The sequence below is a fragment of the Caballeronia sp. EK genome (assembly GCF_014384845.1).
GTDB classification, from domain to species: domain Bacteria; phylum Pseudomonadota; class Gammaproteobacteria; order Burkholderiales; family Burkholderiaceae; genus Caballeronia; species Caballeronia jiangsuensis.
The window spans coordinates 282,947-300,709 of the sequence record NZ_JACSUE010000006.1; the positions used below are offsets into that span (position 1 = coordinate 282,947).

At 65.5% G+C, this 17,763-nt stretch carries 17 protein-coding genes; 8 read left to right on the top strand and 9 right to left on the bottom strand.

All coding sequences use genetic code 11. The features are described from left to right. Positions 1-3: 3 nt before the first annotated feature. The 3 genes from IAG25_RS19790 to IAG25_RS19800 form a co-directional block, all read right to left on the bottom strand. Positions 4-840 carry a 3-keto-5-aminohexanoate cleavage protein gene (locus tag IAG25_RS19790; protein WP_187606362.1) on the bottom strand — a complete coding sequence of 279 codons (837 nt, stop codon included), beginning with the start codon at positions 838-840 and terminating at the stop codon, positions 4-6. A 185-nt stretch (positions 841-1,025) separates the two neighbouring features. Beyond that, positions 1,026-1,430 carry a DUF3303 domain-containing protein gene (locus IAG25_RS19795; RefSeq protein ID WP_309243948.1) on the bottom strand — a complete coding sequence of 135 codons (405 nt, stop codon included), beginning with the start codon at positions 1,428-1,430 and terminating at the stop codon, positions 1,026-1,028. A 36-nt stretch (positions 1,431-1,466) separates the two neighbouring features. After that, positions 1,467-1,808 (bottom strand): hypothetical protein, encoded by a 342-nt coding sequence (locus IAG25_RS19800; RefSeq protein ID WP_255503819.1) that lies wholly within the window; start codon positions 1,806-1,808, stop codon positions 1,467-1,469. Positions 1,809-2,057: 249 nt separating this feature from the next. Between IAG25_RS19800 and IAG25_RS19805 the strand changes: the two genes are divergently transcribed. The 3 genes from IAG25_RS19805 to IAG25_RS19815 are packed head-to-tail and all read left to right on the top strand — an operon-like array spanning position 2,058 to position 4,456. Further along, positions 2,058-2,360, top strand: coding sequence for an EF-hand domain-containing protein (locus tag IAG25_RS19805; RefSeq protein ID WP_187606364.1), 303 nt, complete (start codon positions 2,058-2,060; stop codon positions 2,358-2,360). A gap of 12 nt (positions 2,361-2,372) precedes the next feature. Then, positions 2,373-3,086, top strand: coding sequence for a response regulator (locus IAG25_RS19810; RefSeq protein ID WP_035501976.1), 714 nt, complete (start codon positions 2,373-2,375; stop codon positions 3,084-3,086). A 23-nt stretch (positions 3,087-3,109) separates the two neighbouring features. Further along, entirely contained in the window at positions 3,110-4,456 is a 1,347-nt protein-coding gene (locus IAG25_RS19815; RefSeq protein WP_187606630.1) for an ATP-binding protein, read from the top strand. Between the two features lie 3 nt (positions 4,457-4,459). On the opposite strand, the gene IAG25_RS19820 is transcribed toward IAG25_RS19815, so the two are convergent. Further along, positions 4,460-5,851 (bottom strand): polyhydroxyalkanoate depolymerase, encoded by a 1,392-nt coding sequence (locus IAG25_RS19820; RefSeq protein WP_187606365.1) that lies wholly within the window; start codon positions 5,849-5,851, stop codon positions 4,460-4,462. Positions 5,852-6,060: 209 nt separating this feature from the next. Between IAG25_RS19820 and IAG25_RS19825 the strand changes: the two genes are divergently transcribed. Together IAG25_RS19825 and IAG25_RS19830 are read left to right on the top strand one after the other, a co-directional pair. Then, positions 6,061-6,714, top strand: a complete 654-nt coding sequence (locus tag IAG25_RS19825; protein ID WP_187606366.1) for a glutathione S-transferase family protein — start codon at positions 6,061-6,063, stop codon at positions 6,712-6,714. A gap of 77 nt (positions 6,715-6,791) precedes the next feature. Then, on the top strand, positions 6,792-7,499 hold the full coding sequence (locus tag IAG25_RS19830; RefSeq protein WP_187606367.1) for a Crp/Fnr family transcriptional regulator: 708 nt from the start codon (positions 6,792-6,794) through the stop codon (positions 7,497-7,499). A 24-nt stretch (positions 7,500-7,523) separates the two neighbouring features. On the opposite strand, the gene IAG25_RS19835 is transcribed toward IAG25_RS19830, so the two are convergent. Then, a complete protein-coding gene (locus tag IAG25_RS19835; RefSeq protein ID WP_187606368.1) occupies positions 7,524-8,513 on the bottom strand; it encodes a zinc-dependent alcohol dehydrogenase family protein in 990 nt (329 codons plus the stop codon). Between the two features lie 383 nt (positions 8,514-8,896). Next, complete coding sequence (locus IAG25_RS19840; protein ID WP_187606369.1) at positions 8,897-9,043, bottom strand: hypothetical protein; 147 nt, start codon at positions 9,041-9,043, stop codon at positions 8,897-8,899. Between the two features lie 23 nt (positions 9,044-9,066). Between IAG25_RS19840 and IAG25_RS19845 the strand changes: the two genes are divergently transcribed. Further along, a complete protein-coding gene (locus IAG25_RS19845) occupies positions 9,067-9,441 on the top strand; it encodes a DUF3564 family protein (protein WP_255503821.1) in 375 nt (124 codons plus the stop codon). 16 nt (positions 9,442-9,457) lie between these two features. Here the strand turns inward: IAG25_RS19845 and IAG25_RS19850 are convergent, their stop codons facing one another. Continuing rightward, a complete protein-coding gene (locus IAG25_RS19850; RefSeq protein WP_187606371.1) occupies positions 9,458-9,649 on the bottom strand; it encodes a DUF2964 family protein in 192 nt (63 codons plus the stop codon). A 343-nt stretch (positions 9,650-9,992) separates the two neighbouring features. On the opposite strand from IAG25_RS19850, the gene phaP reads away from it, so the two are divergent. Beyond that, positions 9,993-10,415 carry a phasin family protein gene (phaP, locus tag IAG25_RS19855; protein WP_035501984.1) on the top strand — a complete coding sequence of 141 codons (423 nt, stop codon included), beginning with the start codon at positions 9,993-9,995 and terminating at the stop codon, positions 10,413-10,415. A 49-nt stretch (positions 10,416-10,464) separates the two neighbouring features. Here phaP and IAG25_RS19860 read toward each other — a convergent pair whose 3' ends face one another. Continuing rightward, positions 10,465-12,609, bottom strand: coding sequence for a serine/threonine protein kinase (locus tag IAG25_RS19860; RefSeq protein WP_187606372.1), 2,145 nt, complete (start codon positions 12,607-12,609; stop codon positions 10,465-10,467). Positions 12,610-13,063: 454 nt separating this feature from the next. On the opposite strand from IAG25_RS19860, the gene IAG25_RS19865 reads away from it, so the two are divergent. Then, positions 13,064-13,285 (top strand): hypothetical protein, encoded by a 222-nt coding sequence (locus IAG25_RS19865; RefSeq protein WP_035501985.1) that lies wholly within the window; start codon positions 13,064-13,066, stop codon positions 13,283-13,285. Positions 13,286-13,321: 36 nt separating this feature from the next. On the opposite strand, the gene IAG25_RS19870 is transcribed toward IAG25_RS19865, so the two are convergent. Continuing rightward, positions 13,322-17,689: an Lhr family helicase gene (locus tag IAG25_RS19870; protein WP_187606373.1), complete on the bottom strand. Its 4,368-nt coding sequence runs from the start codon at positions 17,687-17,689 to the stop codon at positions 13,322-13,324. Positions 17,690-17,763 lie beyond the last annotated feature (74 nt).

Below are 17,763 nucleotides of genomic sequence, written 5' to 3' on the forward strand. Positions count from 1 at the left end.
CACTCAAATCGACAACAACTCGCGCGCTTCCTTCGCCGTCGCCACCGGCCTTCCATACTCCGCACACAGCGACGCCACCCGACTCACCAGTTGCGCGTTGCTCTTCGCGAGCGTGTCCTTGTCCCAGCGCACGTTGTCTTCCAGCCCCGTCCGACAATGCCCGCCCAACTGCAACGTCCAGTGATTCACTTCGAGCTGATGACGCCCAATGCCCGCAGCCGTCCACGTCGCATCGGGCAAATGCTTCTTCAACTGCTCGACTTCGAACTCGAGAATCTCGAGCCGCGCGGGCAACGCATTCTTCACGCCGAGCACGAACTGCACGTGAACAGGCGGCTTCAGCAGACCCTGATTCACGAGATCCACGGTGCTATACAGCATCGCCAGATCGAAAATCTCGATCTCGGGCTTCACGTTGTGATCGAGCATCATCTGCGCGAGCGAGCGCACGAAATCGGGCGGATTCTCATACACGATCGTCGGAAAGTTGACCGAGCCCGTCGCGAGCGATGCCATGTCGGGCTTCAGGTCGAGCATCGCGCCGCGTTGTTCGAACGAGCGTCCGCGACCGCCCGTCGAGAACTGGATGATGATGTCCGGACAATGCTTGCGAATGCCCTCCTGCAATTCCGCGAACCGATGCCGGTCCGAACTCGAGCGTTCGTCTTCGTCGCGCACATGCAGGTGCACGAGTGTCGCGCCCGCTTCATACGCCTCGTGCGTGCTCTCGATCTGCTCGGCGATCGTGATCGGCACCGCGGGATTGTCCTTCTTGCGCGGCACCGAGCCGGTGATCGCCACCGATATCACGCAGGGTTCTTTCGTAGGGGATTGGGTCACGCTTCGCTCCTTGACGGCGCCATCCTTGCGGCAACAATGCGGGATCGCGAACGGCGCTCAAATTTGAACTAACTAGTACGTTTGTAATGATGGGGCATCGTGCGTTCCGCTGCAAGCCAAACAAACCCTAACGCGCCGGTCCTCGCGGAGTCGCCGTTCGTACGAAGAATCGGCGCGCTTTTCGTCTACTGCCGCTCCGCGTGTTCCGCGAGCATTTTTCCGACCTGCTCGTCGGTGATCGCCGGTTTGATGTCGAACATGAACAGATCGGCCCACTCATGTGCCCAGCGCGCGAGCGGGTCGATTTCGTCGCATTCGCATACGGCCACACCCCAGATGGAACCGATCGCATGCCAGCGTCCCAGCAGCCTGATGCCGTCGGGCGGCGCGCCGCGCGTTTGCAGGAATCGTTCGGCCGCCTGTCGTTCGACCTCGGGCTGCGCAGTCCAGTTGACGATGAATAGCATGGCTCGATCCTCCTGTTGGAACGCCATGAAACGGCGCGAAGCGCCGGGTCGCCGCCGCATCGGCACATCGGGCCCGACGCGGTTCATCCAGTATAGGAGGCGGCGGTCGAGCCAGCCGTGCAATGCATCGCTGCTTGTCGCGATCGATGCGCATTGCGGTCAATGCATCACGACGACCGGCGCCGCGAGCACCGGCTGCGCATAGGTGATCCTGACGGCCGGCGCGACCGCATAAGGCGACACGACGACGACGGGCCTCGGCGGCGGCGGAGGCGGCGGCACGGCGACCGCCACGGGCGCGACGACTACGGTGCGCGCGGGCACATAGTAATAAGTGGGCCTCGGCGGCGGCGCGTAGTAATACACGGGACGCGGCGGCGGTGCATAGACGACGGCGGGCGCGACATAGGAAACCTGCACGCTCGTTCCGGCGAACGCGGATTCCGCGCAGGTCAGGCTGATGGCGGCAACGGCGGAAACGCTGAGCAAACGGATGTTCATGGTGAAGTCCTCATGCATCGTGAGTCATGGATTTCGGCAGCGTGAACGAAACACATCTGCCGGCGATGAGAACGATAGCGAAGCGTCGCCCGAACCGTGAGCCCTAACTTGTGTCGCCGCATGTCGGCGCAATCTCGCATGCAATCCGGCGACATGATTCGTAGCATTCACGAGATTGCGTTCGCCGCGCGGCTCAATAGAATGACATCACCGTCGACGTTCATTCGTACCCGGACCAGGGAGAGAGCCATGCGAAAATTTCTTGTCATCCTTGCCGCATGCGCGGCGTGCGCCACATCGGGCGGCGCGTTCGCGCAAACCGCCACTCAGCCGATGGGCGCGAGCCCGCGCGTCGAGCACGCGCTCGGGCAGTTGCAGACCCGCTTCTCGAGCGCCAACACGACGCACGACGGCAAGCTCACGCGCGCGCAGGCGTCGGCGGGCATGCCGATGGTGGCCAAGCACTTCGACCAGATCGACACGCAGAAGAACGGCTACGTGACGCTGCCGCAAATCGAAGCCTTCATGCGCGAGCACGCCGCGCAACGCTGATCCGGAGCGTCCATGGAAATCCTGCCGAAGATCATCGTGCTCGACGACGAAGCCGAGTTGCGCAACATGCTGCAGCGTTTTCTGAGTTCGCAAGGTTTCGAGGTGCGCGTCGTCGAAAATGGCAAGCGGCTCGACCGCTACCTTCAGCGCGAGCCTTTCGACCTGCTCGTGCTCGACTGGATGATGGAGCCCGAAGACGGCCTCTCGGTCTGCAAGCGCCTGCGCGCCGAAGGCCAGACGTTGCCCATCCTCATGCTCACGGCCAAGGGAGATCCCGTCGACAAGGTGATCGGCCTCGAAACCGGCGCCGACGATTACCTCGCCAAGCCCTTCCTGCCGCAGGAACTGGTCGCTCGCGTGCGCGCGTTGCTGCGCCGCCAGAAAATCGCCGCCGGCGATCCGACGCACACGCAGCAGGTCGTCCGCTTCGGCGAATTCCGTCTCGATCTCGCCAAGCAGAAGCTCTATCGCAACGGCGAGCCGTTCGAAATGCATTCCGCGCAGATGCAGTTGCTTCACGCGCTCGGCTCGTCGCCGAACCGCGCGGTGAGCCGCGACAACCTCATCGCACGCACGCGCGGCCGCGATCACGACGCGCTCGATCGCAGCATCGACGTGCAGGTGCTGCGGCTGCGTCAGATCATCGAGGAAGACTCGGGCAAGCCGCGCTTCATCAAGACCGTCTGGGGCGTCGGCTACATGCTGCTCGCCGAAATCGAATCGTGAGCGCCGCGCCTCGCTTGCGCCCTGTGTCGCTCGTGCCGCGCTCGATCTTCGCGCGCAATATCCTGCTGCTCGTCGCGCTCGTCGCGGTGAGTCAGGTGTGCGCGATCGCGGTGCTGCTGCACTTCATCCAGACGCCGCGCATCGAGCGGGCGGCCGCGACGTTCGCGAGCTATATCGTCACGCTCGACACGCTCCTGAAAACGACGCCGCCCGACGCAGCGCAAACCGTCGCCGCGCATCTCGACATTCACGCCGAGTTGCCCGCCGGCGCGCACGAAACGGCGCCGGGATCGCGCCTGCGCTTCTATCAAACATATCAGCGCCAGACGTTCGTCGAGAGCTTGCGGCGGCATCTGCCCGCCGACATGCTCGTGCGCTGGCAAGGCAGCGACACGGCCGACGACGGCCAGCAGCGATTGTGGATCCGCGCGCATCTGTCGGGCGAGCCGCGCTGGCTTGCGCTGCCGGTGCCCGAAGCCGCGCACGACGACGGCCTCGTGACCGCCCTCCTTCTTTCGCTCGGACTCGGCGCGCTCGCGTTCGCGACGGCCTATGTGATCCAGCGTCACCTGAATCGCCCGCTCGCGCATCTCGCCGATGCCGCGCGGCTCGTTTCAGCGGGCGGGGAGCCCGGCGTCCTGCCGACGGACGGCCCGACCGAAATCGCGCAGGTGAGCGGCGCATTCAATCGCATGACAGCGGCGCTCAAGGAGGCCGAAGCGACGCGCGCACTGATGCTCGCGGGCATCTCGCACGACATCCGCACGCCGATGACCAAGTTGCGCCTCGCCATGGCGATGTCCTCCGTACCGTCGAAGGACGCGTCGTTCGCGGCATCGGCGGAGGGCTATCTCGACACCATCGACACGATTCTTCAGCAGTTCATGGATTACGCGGGCAGCGGCGCGAAGGAGACGCCCATCGTCGGCGATCTCAACGCACTCGTCGCCAATCTCGCAGCCGATTTTGCGGGACTGGGACACGAGTTTGCGCTCGATCTCGGTGCTATCGAACCGTTCCCGTTCCGCCCCATCAGCATGATGCGCATACTCATGAACCTGATGCAGAACGCGGTGCTGTACGGCGTCGTCGGGCTGGAAGTGCGCACGTGGACGGATACGCAGGCGAAGGCCGCCTGCGTCGTGATCGCGGATCGCGGCAAGGGACTCGGCGGACAGGATCCGGAAGCGCTCAAGCAGCCGTTCAAACGCGGCGGCGGCGAAGGCCAGCCGAAAGGCACGGGGCTGGGTCTCGCGATCGTCGAGCGCATCGCGCGGCTGCACGGCGGCACGCTCGAATTGCGCGCGCGCGAAGGCGGCGGCGCGGAAGCGCGCATCGTGCTGCCGCTTTCGGGCGTGGCGGCGAGCTAGCGGCTATTCCGTTGCGTGGGCGTCGTCGGGATCGGCGATCGCCTGTTTGCCGCCGCCCTGCTGCGCCGCCTGCGCCTGTTCCTCGACGACCGTCGATTCGCGCGCGAGCGGCGCGATCGCCTGCAACGGGACCAGCGGCTGCGCACGCGCGTTGACGCCGGCCGGACTCGGCTCGTTATCGTGGATCAAGGCGCGGATGCGCGGATAAATCTGCCGCTCCCAGCGCTTGCCGTTGAACACGCCGTAGTGCCCGACGCCCGTCTGCACGTGATGCGCCTTCAGGTAAGGCCGCAGCTTGTCGCACAGATCCTGCGCGGCGAGCGTCTGACCGACCGCGCAGATGTCGTCGCGCTCGCCCTCGACAGTGAAGAGCGCGGTGCGCCGGATTGCCGACGGATCGACCTTGCGGCCGCGCACTTCGAGCTGCTTCAACGGCAGCGCGTGCCGCTGAAAGATGGTATCGACGGTCTCGAGATAAAACTCCGCGGTGAGGTCCATCGTCGCGAAATATTCCTCGTAGAAAACGCGGATCGCGTCCGCCTGCGCCGGGTCGCCTTTCGCGCGCTGATAGTGCATCTCCTCGAACGATTCGAGGTGACGCGGGAGATTCATCGACATGAACGCGCCCAGCTGCACGAAGCCCGGATAGACGCGCCGCATCGCGCCCGCGAAGCCGAACGGCACCATGCCGATCAGGTTGCGCTCGAACCATTCGATCGGTTTGCTCTTCGCGAGCTCGTTCACGCGCGTCGGATTCACGCGCGTGTCGATCGGACCGGCCATCAGCGTCATGCTCGCCGGCTCGGCGGGATGCCGGTCCTCGGCCATCAGCGCGGCCGCCGACAGCGCCGCGACGGTCGGCTGACACACCGCGAGCAGATGCGTCCCCGGCCCGATCGTTTCGATGAAGTCGATGAGGTGGTGCACGTACTCGTCGAAACCGAAACGGCCGTGCATCAGCGAGACGTCGCGCGGATTGCGCCAGTCGGTGATATAGACGTCGTGGTCCGCGAGCATCGTGCGCACGGTGCCGCGCAGCAGGGTCGCGAAGTGGCCGGACATCGGCGCGATAACGAGCACGCGCGGCTGCGCGACGGATACATCGTCCTTGCGGAAATGCAGCAGGTCGCAGAACGGCGTGCGCGCGGCGACCTCTTCCACGACGCGCATCGGCTTGCCATCGACGTTCACTTCCGCGATATCGAAGGCCGGACGAGTATGCGTGAGCCCGGACAACTCAATCAGTTCGCAGATCGCCGTGAGGCCGCGGCCCTGCGGCGTTGCGCCGATCTCCGTCCAGACCCGAAGCGCGCTCTCGACGAGCGCGGCGGCGTGGCGCATGGGCAGCATCGAATCGGACCAGGCCTGATAGCCCGCGTAAGCAAAGGGATTCATCTCTCTTGCACGCGGGCGGCGCATGCGTCGATATGGAGCGTCGAAATAAGGCAATAGCTATGCCAGTCGACCGAGGCGGCGGCTCACCCGACTGAACGATTGGCATACCCTTTGCACTGTTACCATTCACGAGCGCGTTTTGCCGCCTTTCGGTGCCAACACGCACCATGCTCGATCCGTCCTGGTGCACGACGTCCGAGGAGACGCTCATGGCGAACGCCACGCTCACCATCAGCAGCAAGAACTATTCGTCCTGGTCGCTGCGTGGCTGGCTGCTCACGAAGTTTAGCGGGCTGCCGTTCGATGAAGTCGTGATGCCCGCCGACGATCCCGGTGCGCGCGCCGAGCTCCTGCTGCTCTCGCCATCGATTCTCGTGCCCTGTCTCTTTCATGATGGCATCAAAGTCTGGGACACGCTCGCGATTGCGGAATATCTGAACGAAGTATGTCCCGATGCCGGACTGCTGCCGAAGGAACGCGCCGAGCGCGCGCATTGCCGGGCGATCTGCGGCGAGATGCATTCGGGCTTCGCCGCGCTGCGTTCCGCCCTGCCGATGAACCTCAAGGCGCACTTTCCCGGCTTCAAGGTGTGGGCGCGCGCGCAGACCGATGTCGAGCGCATCGTGACCATCTGGCACGAATGTCTCGCGCAATACGGCGGCCCGTATCTGTTCGGCGAACGTTCGTGCGCGGATGCGATGTTCGCGCCGGTCGTCACGCGCTTCGTCACCTACGACGTGAAGCTCGACCCCGATATCGTCGCGTATGGCGAGCGCATTCTCGCGATGCCGGAAATGCGCCAGTGGATTGCGGATGCACAGCAGGAAGCCGAAGAGATCGACGAGCTGGATATCGAATTCTGAACGCCAGCACCGCGAACGCGCCGGGTTGTCCTTTCCTTCGTCCGTGAACCATACTGGGTTGTAGGAGGAAATTCCTCATGGAACCGTCTATCGATCCAGGCGCTTCGGCGAGGCGCGCCGCGCCGACGCTGCACGTGCGCTTCTCCGACGCCGACGCCATTCCGTTTCCGACGCGCACCGTCGAGCGCGGCGACGCGCTTTACTGCATGGGCGAGCCGCTGCGCAGCGTCTATACGGTGCAAAGCGGATGCTTCAAGACCGTCGCGACCTTTCCCAGCAGCAACGACGACAGCGCCCCGCACACACAGGTCACGGGTTTTCACTTCGCGGACGAAACGCTCGGTCTCGACGGCGTGTGCACAGGCCGGCACGAAAGCGACGCCATCGCGCTCGAATCGAGTGTCGTGCGCATCATGCCGGTCGGCATACTCGAACCCTTGTGCCGCGAGTACGCGGCGATGCAGCACGAACTGCTCGCGATCATGAGCGCGGAAATCGTGCGCGCGTCGCGTCTCGCGCTGATGCTCGGCACGATGCCCGCGCGCGAACGCGTCGCCGCCTTCCTGCTCGATTTCGCGGAACGGCTCGACGCACGCAGCGCGTCCGCCGGCGACCAGGCGAACGAACTAATTCTGCCGATGACCCGCGCGGATATCGGCAGCTATCTCGGCCTGGAGCTGGAAACCGTGAGCCGCACGCTTTCGAAGCTGCAACGCGAGGGCGCGATCGGGCTCAATGGGCGGCAGGTGCGCATCGTGGATCGCACGATGCTCGAACATCACTGACGAACGTTCGTCGATTTATCGAACCTACGCGCGCATCGTGAGCACGGCCGCGCCCGTCAGCCTGCCTTCGCGAAGATCGGCTAGCGCGCGGTTCGCCTCGTCGAGCGGATAAGGCGTCGTGTGCAGATCCAGATGAAACTGCCCGGCGATGTCCATGAACGCGCGCCCGTCCTCGCGCGTGAGATTCGCCACGGACATGACGCGGCGCTCGCCCCACAGCAACGCGTACGGAAACGAAGGAATGTCGCTCATGTGGATGCCGCCGCACACCACGGCGCCGCCCTTCGCGACCGCCTTGAGCGCCGCGGGCACGAGCGCGCCGGCCGGCGCGAAGATGAGCGCGGCGTCGAGTTCGTCGGGCGGGGTCTCGTCGCTGCCGCCCGCCCAATGCGCCTTCAGGTCGAGCGCGAGCCGATGCGCGGCGGCATCGCCCGGACGCGTGAACGCATAGACCGAACGCCCCTCATGGTTCGCCACCTGCGCGACGATATGCGCGGCCGCGCCGAAGCCATAGATGCCGATGCGCTTCGCATCGCCCGCCATCGCGAGCGTGCGATAGCCGATGAGTCCCGCGCACAGGAGCGGCGCCGCTTCGACATCCGAATAACGCTGCGGCAGGTGCAGGCAATAGCGCGCATCGGCGACGACACGTTCCGCATAGCCGCCGTCGATCGTATAGCCCGTGAAGCCGGGCGTATCGCACAGATTCTCGCGGCCCGCCGCGCAGTAGCGGCAGTGCCCGCATGTATGACCGAGCCACGGCACGCCCACGCGATCGCCGGGCGCGAAGTCCGTCACGTCAGCGCCGAGTTGCGCGACCGTTCCCACGATCTCGTGTCCCGGAACCACCGGCCGCTTCGGATGAGCGAGCTCGCCGTCGACCACATGCAGATCCGTGCGACACACGCCGCACGCATGGACGTCGATGAGCAGTTCGCCCGCGCGCGGCGTGGGATCGGGCACATCGAGCATTTGCAGAACGGGAGCGTTGCCGTCGAAAACCATTGCACGCATGAGTACGTCTCCTGAATTTTTCGATATTGCAGCGCAGCGTTTTACGTTGCGAGTGGTGCGATACATCGTGCGCGTCGGCAATGCCGTGGGGCGCGCGAAGCCGGCGTGGTGCACGTATGCACGACCAGCGAGCGTTGACGTAACGTGACATCGCTCGATGATGCGCCGCATTCATCGACCGTCGATCGCGCGGACATGCGGCAATGTGCCTCCGATGCTTGTCTCCGAAGCGTCAGATTGTCGTACTAAACTAAAGCCATGCAGTTCAGAAGCAAAGCGGCATTTCGGCATCGGTCTTGCTTTATCGGTTCGACTGTCATCGCTGTTGCAGCGCGGCGCATTTCAAGGTCGCATCGGCGATGGAACCCATTACATGCGCGGCGTTAAAACTTATCCGCCGCGCGCAGTTCGAACCTGTCATCGCGGTCCGTTTGGGCCGCGCAGTAACGCCTTAACAATACGCGCGGCGCAAGCCGCCATTCATCGACGACGCTCATGGCCAGTGCGAAAGTGCTGAGCGTCTCGTCCATCGAATCGTTTCATGGAGGATGACATGCGTATCACGGTCAAGCTGGATGGCTTCGAAGGCGCTCAATCGGCGGCCTACGCCATCCTGTGGCTCGACAAGGAAACACGGCGCTGGTCGCGCGAGGGCCACCTGGCAGTCGAAGTGCCGGACTGGGGAGGCTTGCGCTCAGGTTCGAACGGCACGATGATCTGCGGCCAGCAAGTCGGCGACCCGATCTGCGTGCTGGAACGCCTCGACGTCGACGCACCCGACGGCCCGTGCGAAGGCCTCGCCGGACGCGTGCTGTGGTATGCGGACGGCACGGCGACCAAGAGCACCGGACGCTGGCACGTGCAGTGCATCGACCGCGAACAGATCAAGGCGGAGCACGGCGTGTTCGCCGGCGAGGAGGGAATCTGATCGAAGTGGGGGAACGTCAGGGCTCGTCGCTCGGAAACGGTGTGAGCATCACGACGAACGACGCAGCCCCGATGAGAATCGCGAGCACGCCGTAATACATCACGGCCGTCTCATCGAAGAGCAGGCCGCGCAACGAAGCATGAATGCCGCCCAGCGTCACGAACACGGCGCCCAAGGCCGCGACGATGCGCCCTTCACCATTGATCATGATGTTCTCCCGAGCATCGGACGGCGCTGGCCGCTCGCGTGGTCGCGGTTCGCGGCCACATCGGGTTTTATGCCGATATCGCGCCGGCATGATTTCATGGTCGTTTGCGCGGCGCGGCATGCGTTGACCTGCATCAACCTGCTTCGCCGGAACGCTCCCCGCGATAACGATCGCTCGTTCTGGTGTTTTCCCTTGCCCCATTTCCGGCGCTTATATTGGTAGTATCAGGTGCTCGTCGCGCGTTGGCATGATTTCGCGCGCACGGCGCATGCTGCCCGGGTCATCCTCGCCTTTGCCCGCAAGAATGGCTCGCATTCGACCGACAGAACCCTGGGGAGGCACGATGAATCAAAATTTCAGCGACCCGTTCAGCCAGTTTGCCGCCATGTTCCAGCAGTACCAGCTTCCCGGGTTCGACGTCACCGCGATCATGGAATCGCGGCGCAAGGACGTGGAAGCGCTCGCGGCGACCAACCGCGTTGCGTTCGGCGGCATGGAAGCGCTGCGCGACAAGCAAGTCGAGATTCTGCGGCGTACCTTGAGCGATCTGGAAAACATCGCAAAGCAATTCGCCAATACGTCGACGCAACCTCCGTTCAACGCCAATGAAGTCGTGCAACGCGCGCTGCACAACGCGCTCGCCGACATGCAGGACATCGCGCGCACCACTCAGCAGACTCAGGCGGAAGCCTATGCGCTCGTCAGCAAGCGCATGGAAGACGCGCTGAAGGAACTGAAGGCGTCTATCGAGAAGCCCAAGAGCTAGCCTCGCGCGTCTCTGACGAGGGCCGGCGTCCGGTAACGGCGAGCCGGCCTTATTTCTTTCCCTGCGTCGTGATCTGGAAAATATCGACAGCCACGCGATCGCGGCCATACTTGCCCGTTAGCGCGGCAAGGCGTTTCTCGACGGCACGCAGATATTCCGGCTTCGCTTCGCTGTCGGGGCGCGCCGAATCGAAGAGCGGCGCGGGCGTGACCGTCAGCACGATCATCTCCGAACCGAATGGCTTGCCGACGACCCAGTCGCCCATCGTGCCGATGGTCGCCGTGTAGTTCGCCGGCGCCTGGTTGTCGCGCGAGCGCGTATTGGGCAGCAGATGCACGACGCTGCCATCGAGCATGAAGTAATCGACGTTGACGTAAGACTCGAACGCGGGCGTCATCAGATCGATGATCAGCGGATCGCCTTCGATGAGACGTGTCGCGCGCGAACGCGTGTGCACCGACGCGGGCCGACCCGACTGCCGGTTGGCCGTCCAGAACGGGCCGTACACCTTGAGCAGATCGCACTTGTCGTCGGCGACCTGCTGCACGCCGAAATTCGTGGTCTTCACGCCCGGCACGCGGCCGAGCGTTTCCTTCAGGCGCGCGAGACCGAACTTCTGCGACACGAAGCCCTGCACGTCGACGGTCTGATCGTGCACCGACGCGACGAGCGCCGAACACGGCACGCTCGCGAGCACGGGCGTGACGGCTGCCATCGTGAGTTCGGGAACGGGTGTCGGCGGGGCTGCGGGCGTGATTGCTACCGCGGAAGCCGGCGCCGCGTTCTCGGGCGCGTGCGTCGTGACCGCGCCCGTGGCGCTTCCTTCCGATGGACGCGACGGCGTTTCGCGCGCGCTTTCCTCGCCGCGTCCCGACTGGTCGTAGAAGTAATAACCCGCCCCCGCGATCAACGCCGCCACGACTGCCGCCGCGCCGATCGCGAGCTTCGGCCCGCCGCCCTTTTTCTGCTTGCGGCCCGTGGCCGGCGCGGCGTGCTCCTCGGCGATCTCTTCGAGGAATTGCGCGACGGTCGGTGTGCGCGCCTCGCGCTCGAACGCGAGCGCGGCCTTCAACGCTTTCCACTGCCTGTTGCCGAGATGCTCGGGGCGCTGCGGCTTCATGCCCGCGCTCCTCGCCTGCAGGGCGGGCACGCGGTCGAACGGATGCTTGCCCGTCAGCAGTTCATACGTGATGCAGCCGAGCGCGTAGATATCGTCGCGCGGATCGGGTTCGCGATGCTCCATCATCTCCGGGCTCGCGTACGCGGGTGTCATCGCGCCGAGACTGCCGGGATCGAACACGGTCGCTTCGGTTTCTTCCTCGGGCCGTTGAATGACGCGCGAAATGCCGAAATCGATCACCTTCACTTCCGACGTGTCCGTCAGAAACACGTTGGGCGGCTTGAAATCGCAGTGAACGAATCCGCGTTCGTGCGCGTAGGCGAGCGCGTTGGCCATGCCCTTGAAGATCGGAAAGACCTCGGAGAACGGCATGCCCTTGAAATTCGGGTTCCGAAGCAATCGGGACAGCGGCTGGCCGGAGAGATATTCCATCGTCAGATAGACGATCTGGCCGTCGCGGTCGAAGTCGTAAACAGTGACGATGTTCCGGTGCGCGAGCTGTTGCGCCTTGCGCGCCTCGCGTTGGAGCGCGATCAGCGATTTCGGATTGCCGCGGAACTGGAGATTGAGCACCTTGATCGCGACATAGGGCCGCCGATCCGACGCTTCGAGCTTGCGCAGATCGAGCGCCTTGTACACGGTGCCCATTCCGCCGATGCCGAGACATTCCTCCAGCACGAAGCGGCTGTTGAGCGTGTCGCCGACGCCTTTCATCTGCTGATCGTGATCGACCATCACCTGCGTCGCCTGGCTGCCGGTGCCGCTGCTCGGATCACGTGACTGCGGCGGCGCAAAGCCGGGTGAGGTTTGCAGACGCGTCTCGTCGCGGCTCGCGGGGCCCGTGGGGGAATCGGCTTCCGGACGCATGCGCCCCGTATGCTCGATGCGGCGGCGGATGGCCGCATAGATGTCGGGAGGCAACGGTCGCGCCGCATGCTCCTCGTCGAGGATTTCCATGAGCCGCTTCGCCGGAGTCTGCTCGGTCGCCAATGCGCCGTCCACTCCCGCGAAGAACTCGTCGCGCGACCCGCCGTCGCCCCGAAAAGTACGAATCGCTTGCGCAAAACTTGTCATCTGTGCGTCGCGATGCGTCTCCATCGATCGAAACTACTTGTAGTAACAAAACCCCGGTGCTCGTTCGATACTAGCCTTCACATGACGCTTTCGCAAATGGCGTTTTCGATCATGAGCGGCATCGCGCACATGTCGTTCGGAGACCGACACATCGGTGGCGAGTGTCGGCGCGGCGGCGGCAGATCGCGCGCCGCATCATTGTTCCGATTATGGGCGACATCGGATAAAACGCTGGCAAATCAGGGTCTTGCGCGATTTATCCGGGTTTGTACCGCGCCTTGGCACGGCTTTCGCAAGAGAAATTGCGAACGTCCTTGCGGCAGAAGGCATGCGCCTTTCGCCGCCATCGGCGTTTGCCGACCGAAGTATGGCGCGCGGATCGTGGAGTCGGTCCGGCGCGGCAGGGCGGATTGTCTATACTCGACTACGACTCCCCATTCTGGAGGAAACATCCATGGCCGTCCTCAAAATCAGAGATCTCGCCGACAGCGTCGAACTCGACAGGCAGGCGATGCATACGATCGTCGGCGGCGCGCGTGAGGGCTCGCGGGCGTCGTTTCGCATCCGGCCGGCGTCGAACACGAATCGTGTCGTCGATTATCCGGGCGTGCCGGTGAAGGACGTGCCGGCTGCGCAAACCGGGCCGTTCACGACCAAGATCGTCACGAAGAAGTGACGTCGGCAATAGCGAGGGATCGCATCCCTCGCTGCTTCAATGGCGCACCGGTATGCCGGTGTCCGTCATCCCGCTTCCGAACGACGTACCCAGCGAACGCGCCGAGCGCTTGACGAGCGCGAGGCGCACACGCTCGCGCCCTTCTCCTTCGACATCGCCGAAATAGCGCGTCTTGCCGGCGACCACCGCGCCGACCGGCAAGCCGTCGAGATACACCACACGATTGCCCGCGAGCGCCGGCACCTTCTCGCCCGGCAGCAAGGTGCCGACAAGATTGAGCGGATCGACCGCCGATAGCGCGACGAACGCGCCATCCTTCGGCCGCTTGCGCATGTCGCGCAGGAGCGGCACCGCGTCGGGCAGCGCGAACTGCTCGCCCGCCAGCCCGGCGACGAAGCGCCCGCCACGAATCTCGCCACGCGCTTCCAGCCGATGATAGACGCGCAGCAAGTCGCGCCACGGCGGCAGCCATTGCGCCTCGCGTTCCAGAAGCCGCCAGAACACGACGCCATAGCGCCGCAGCAGCGTCAGCGCGACGTGCTCGATATCGCCTTCCTCGCGCGCATCGTCGGGCTTCGCGCGGCGCAGGAGCGCCCAGCGCCCGGCATCGTCCATTCCGCCGATGAAGAGGCCTCCGCGCCTCGGACGACGCGCGAACGCGTTGCGCTTCGCCGCGGGCGCGAGCAGCGCGCGCAGGCCCGCGAAGCTGTCGGCGTTGACGAGCCCGAGCGCGACGAGTTCGCCGAGCGCGTCTTCGAGCTCGGTGCGCAAGAGCCGCACGTCGCCGAGCAGCTCGTCGAAGAACATCGCGCCGTGAGCCTTCAGCGCGTCGAAGACGCGTTCGGCGCGCGACGAAAGCTGCGGCGCTTCGTCCGGGCGCATCAGCCCGTTCCACGCATCGAGATGACGGCGCGGCAGCAGCACGATCGGCGTGCCGCGCACCGGGCCGCCCGACGCACGCGAACGGCCCGCCGGTCGCGTCCACACCAGCTTGCCCGCGCGGCAGAGATCGTCGAGCCACATGCCGGAATAATCGGCGATGCGCGCCGGCAGGATTTCATCCTCCCACGCGACGGCGGGCGCCTCGAATCCTTCGAGCTGCTCCAGCACGGCGCCCAGCGCGTCGCGGCCCTCGCCATGCGCTTCGGGCGCGACGCGCTGCCATTCGAGCAGAAAGCGCATGAAATCCTGACGCTCGACCGGCTCGATCTCGCGACGCAGCCGCCGCACCGTATAGCGATGAATCCGCGCGAGCAGATGGCGTTCGCACCATTCCTCGGCTTGAGCGCCCGGCGTGAAACGTCCGCGCATCACGTAGCCCTGCGCTTCGAGCCGCGTCAATGCGAGCGCGATCGCCGATGCGGGCAGCGCGAGCGGGCGCGCGATCTCCGGCACCGTCAGCGGTCCGAATCCCGACAATCGTGCGCGCACGATCTCGACGAGCGCATCGTCGGGCGCCCAGGCGTCGTCGAAACCGGGCGGCGGCTGCAGCGCGGGATGCATCGGCGCGTGCTCATAGACCGCGCGCACGCACGCGAGGCGCTCGACGGGCGTCCACAGCGCGTCGTGCTCCGCGATCCGCAAGCGCGTCGCGCGGCCGGAGCGAGCCAGCGCGTCGAGCCACGCGGGCCATTGCGGGTTGCGTTGCGCTTCGGTCTCGGCGATGCAGGCGAGCGTCGTCAGCGCCTCGTGCATTTCGTCGGCGCTCGTGACGTCGGGCCAGGCTTCGTCGCGCACGCTCGCGATCGCCTCGGGATCGAGCGCGCCGAGATCGTCCGCCGAGCGCGGATCGGTCCAGCGGCGCGCGAGCACGGCCTGCGTGCGGCGTTCCTCGATCGGCGCATCGTCGAGAAAAGCGTAGGGACGCGCCGACAGAATCTCGGCCGCGAGCGGCGACGGCGCGGGCAGTTCGCGGGTGACGAGCCGCACATCGCCCGTTTCGATGCGCCGCAGAAGCTCGAGCCACGCGTCGCTGTCCATCGCGTCGTGCAGACAATCGTCGATGGTCTGCTCGACGAGCGGATGCGCCGGCACGTCGCGTTCGCCCGCGATGTTCTCCGCGCACGCGACCTGATCCGGAAACACGGCCGCGAGCAGATCCTCGCTTTTCATGCGCTGCAGTTGCGGCGCGACCTTGCGCCCGCCGGTGTAGCGCGGCAGCGCGAGCGAATTGGTCGCGTTCCAGCGCCAGCGCACGCCGAACAGCGGCGCGTCGAGCAGCGCCTGGATCAGCACGTGTTCCGCCGTCGCCGATTTCAGATAGCGCCACACTTCGTCGAGCGCGAAGCTGTGGCTGCCCGTCAGCGACAGCACGATCGCGTCTTCCGTCGCCGCCGCCTGCAATTCGAAGTTGAACGTGCGGCAAAAGCGCTTGCGCAGCGCGAGACCCCATGCGCGATTCACGCGGCTGCCGAACGGCGCGTGGATGACGAGCTGCGTGCCGCCGGATTCGTCGAAGAAGCGCTCCATGACGAGCGTGTCCTGCGTCGGCAGCACGGTGAGCGCGGCACGCGAGCGCGCCAGATAATCGACGATCTGCCGCGCCGGTTCGTCTCCGATGCCGCTTTCCCCCGTGAGCCAGGCAACCGTGGAATCCACGCCGTCATCGAGCCGCGCGTCGATGTCCGCGCGCAGACGGGAAATCGCGTGCGAAAGCTCGTCGCTGCGCCCCGGCGCCTCGCCGAGCCAGAACGGGATATTCGGCGGCTGGCCGTTGGCGTTTTCCACGCGCACGCGCCCGCCTTCCACGCGCATGATCCGGTACGACGTATTGCCGAGCTGGAAGATGTCGCCCGCGAGGCTTTCGACCGCGAAATCCTCGTTCACCGTGCCGATCTGCAGGCCCTGCGGTTCGAGGATCACGGAGAAGTCGGCGTTGTCGGGAATCGCGCCGCCCGAGGTCACCGCCGTCAGCTTGCCGCCGCGCCGGCCGCGCAGCGTGCGCGAGACGGCATCGCGATGCACGTAAGCCGCGCGCACGCCCTGCCGGCCCGTATAGCCTTCCGCGAGCGTGCGCAGCACGGCCTCGTAATGCGCGCGGTCGAGCGTCGCGTACGGATACGCACGCGTGATGCGCTCGAACAGTTCGTCTTCGCCCCATTCCCGGCACGCGACTTCGGCGGTGATCTGCTGCGCGAGCACGTCGAGCGGCGCGCGCGGAATCGTCAGCGCGTCGAGTTCGCCGCGCCGCACGCAATCGACGAGCGCCGCGCATTCGATCAGATCGTCGCGCGAGGTCGGAAAAAGTCGCCCTTTCGGCACGCCGCCGACGTGATGCCCCGAACGCCCGACGCGCTGCAAGAACGCGCCGATCGATCCCGGCGAGCCGATCTGGCAGACGAGATCGACATCGCCGATATCGATGCCCAGTTCCAGCGACGCCGTCGCGATCAGCACCCGCAACTCGCCGCGCTTCAGCCGCTGTTCCGCCTCCAGCCGATGTTCCCGCGCGAGGCTGCCGTGATGCGCCGCGACCGCTTCCTTGCCGAGGCGCTCGGTCAGATGCCGCGCCGCGCGCTCGGCCATGCGGCGCGTGTTGACGAAGACGAGCGTCGTGCGATGCTGCCCGGCGAGTTCCGCGAGGCGGTCGTAGACGCGCTCCCACATATCGTTCGACATGATCGCTTCGAGCGGCATCGGCGGGATATCGAGCGCGAGATCGCGCGCGCGCACGTGGCCGACATCGACGATCTCGCACGGCTCATTTTCGCCGACGAGAAACTTCGCGACGAGTTCGATCGGCTTTTGCGTCGCCGACAAACCGACGCGCACCGGCCGCTCGCCGCCCGCGTCCTCGCACAGCGCGTCGAACCGCGCGAGCGAAAGGCTCAGGTGCGAACCGCGCTTGCTGCCCGCGACCGCATGAATTTCGTCGACGATCACCGTGCGCGTGGTCGAAAGCATCGCGCGGCCCGAATCGGACGAAAGCAGCACGTAGAGCGACTCGGGCGTCGTCACGAGAATATGCGGCGGGCGCTTCTTGACCGCGTTGCGCTCCTGCTGCGTCGTGTCGCCGGTGCGCACGGCCGCGCGGATCTCGGGCGCGGCCACGCCCGCTTCACGCAGCGTCTGCGCGATGCCCGCGAGCGGCTCCTCCAGATTCACATGGATGTCGTTCGACAGCGCCTTCAGCGGCGACACGTACACGACGCGCGTCTCGTCGGGCAGCGTCCCGCCAAGCGCGACGCCGTCACGCACGAGCTCGTCGATGGCGGCGAGAAAGGCGGTGAGCGTCTTGCCCGAGCCCGTCGGCGCGGCGACGAGCGTCGAGCGGCGCGCGTGGACGAGCGGCCACGCGCGCGCCTGCGCGGCGGTCGGCGCGGGAAAACGCGAGCGGAACCAGCCGGCGACGGCCGGATGGAAGCCTTGCAGGGCGTCTGCCTCTGAAGCGGATTTTCGGATCATTCGGACATTCTATGAGTGCTTGAAAAATGGCGTACTGCGTGCGGTTTTCGGATAGTTCCCATCCGGACAAATCG

Excerpts from the sequence above, each read along its gene's own strand:
- IAG25_RS19870 (WP_187606373.1), bottom strand. The coding sequence starts at position 17,689 with ATGATCCGAAAATCCGCTTCAGAGGCAGACGCCCTGCAAGGCTTCCAT.
- IAG25_RS19800 (WP_255503819.1), bottom strand. The coding sequence starts at position 1,808 with ATGAACATCCGTTTGCTCAGCGTTTCCGCCGTTGCCGCCATCAGCCTG.
- phaP (WP_035501984.1), top strand. The coding sequence starts at position 9,993 with ATGAATCAAAATTTCAGCGACCCGTTCAGCCAGTTTGCCGCCATGTTC.
- IAG25_RS19865 (WP_035501985.1), top strand. The coding sequence starts at position 13,064 with ATGGCCGTCCTCAAAATCAGAGATCTCGCCGACAGCGTCGAACTCGAC.
- IAG25_RS19820 (WP_187606365.1), bottom strand. The coding sequence starts at position 5,851 with ATGAATCCCTTTGCTTACGCGGGCTATCAGGCCTGGTCCGATTCGATG.
- IAG25_RS19830 (WP_187606367.1), top strand. The coding sequence starts at position 6,792 with ATGGAACCGTCTATCGATCCAGGCGCTTCGGCGAGGCGCGCCGCGCCG.
- IAG25_RS19860 (WP_187606372.1), bottom strand. The coding sequence starts at position 12,609 with ATGACAAGTTTTGCGCAAGCGATTCGTACTTTTCGGGGCGACGGCGGG.
- IAG25_RS19825 (WP_187606366.1), top strand. The coding sequence starts at position 6,061 with ATGGCGAACGCCACGCTCACCATCAGCAGCAAGAACTATTCGTCCTGG.
- IAG25_RS19850 (WP_187606371.1), bottom strand. The coding sequence starts at position 9,649 with ATGATCAATGGTGAAGGGCGCATCGTCGCGGCCTTGGGCGCCGTGTTC.
- IAG25_RS19810 (WP_035501976.1), top strand. The coding sequence starts at position 2,373 with ATGGAAATCCTGCCGAAGATCATCGTGCTCGACGACGAAGCCGAGTTG.
- IAG25_RS19805 (WP_187606364.1), top strand. The coding sequence starts at position 2,058 with ATGCGAAAATTTCTTGTCATCCTTGCCGCATGCGCGGCGTGCGCCACA.
- IAG25_RS19835 (WP_187606368.1), bottom strand. The coding sequence starts at position 8,513 with ATGCGTGCAATGGTTTTCGACGGCAACGCTCCCGTTCTGCAAATGCTC.
- IAG25_RS19840 (WP_187606369.1), bottom strand. The coding sequence starts at position 9,043 with ATGGACGAGACGCTCAGCACTTTCGCACTGGCCATGAGCGTCGTCGAT.
- IAG25_RS19845 (WP_255503821.1), top strand. The coding sequence starts at position 9,067 with ATGCGTATCACGGTCAAGCTGGATGGCTTCGAAGGCGCTCAATCGGCG.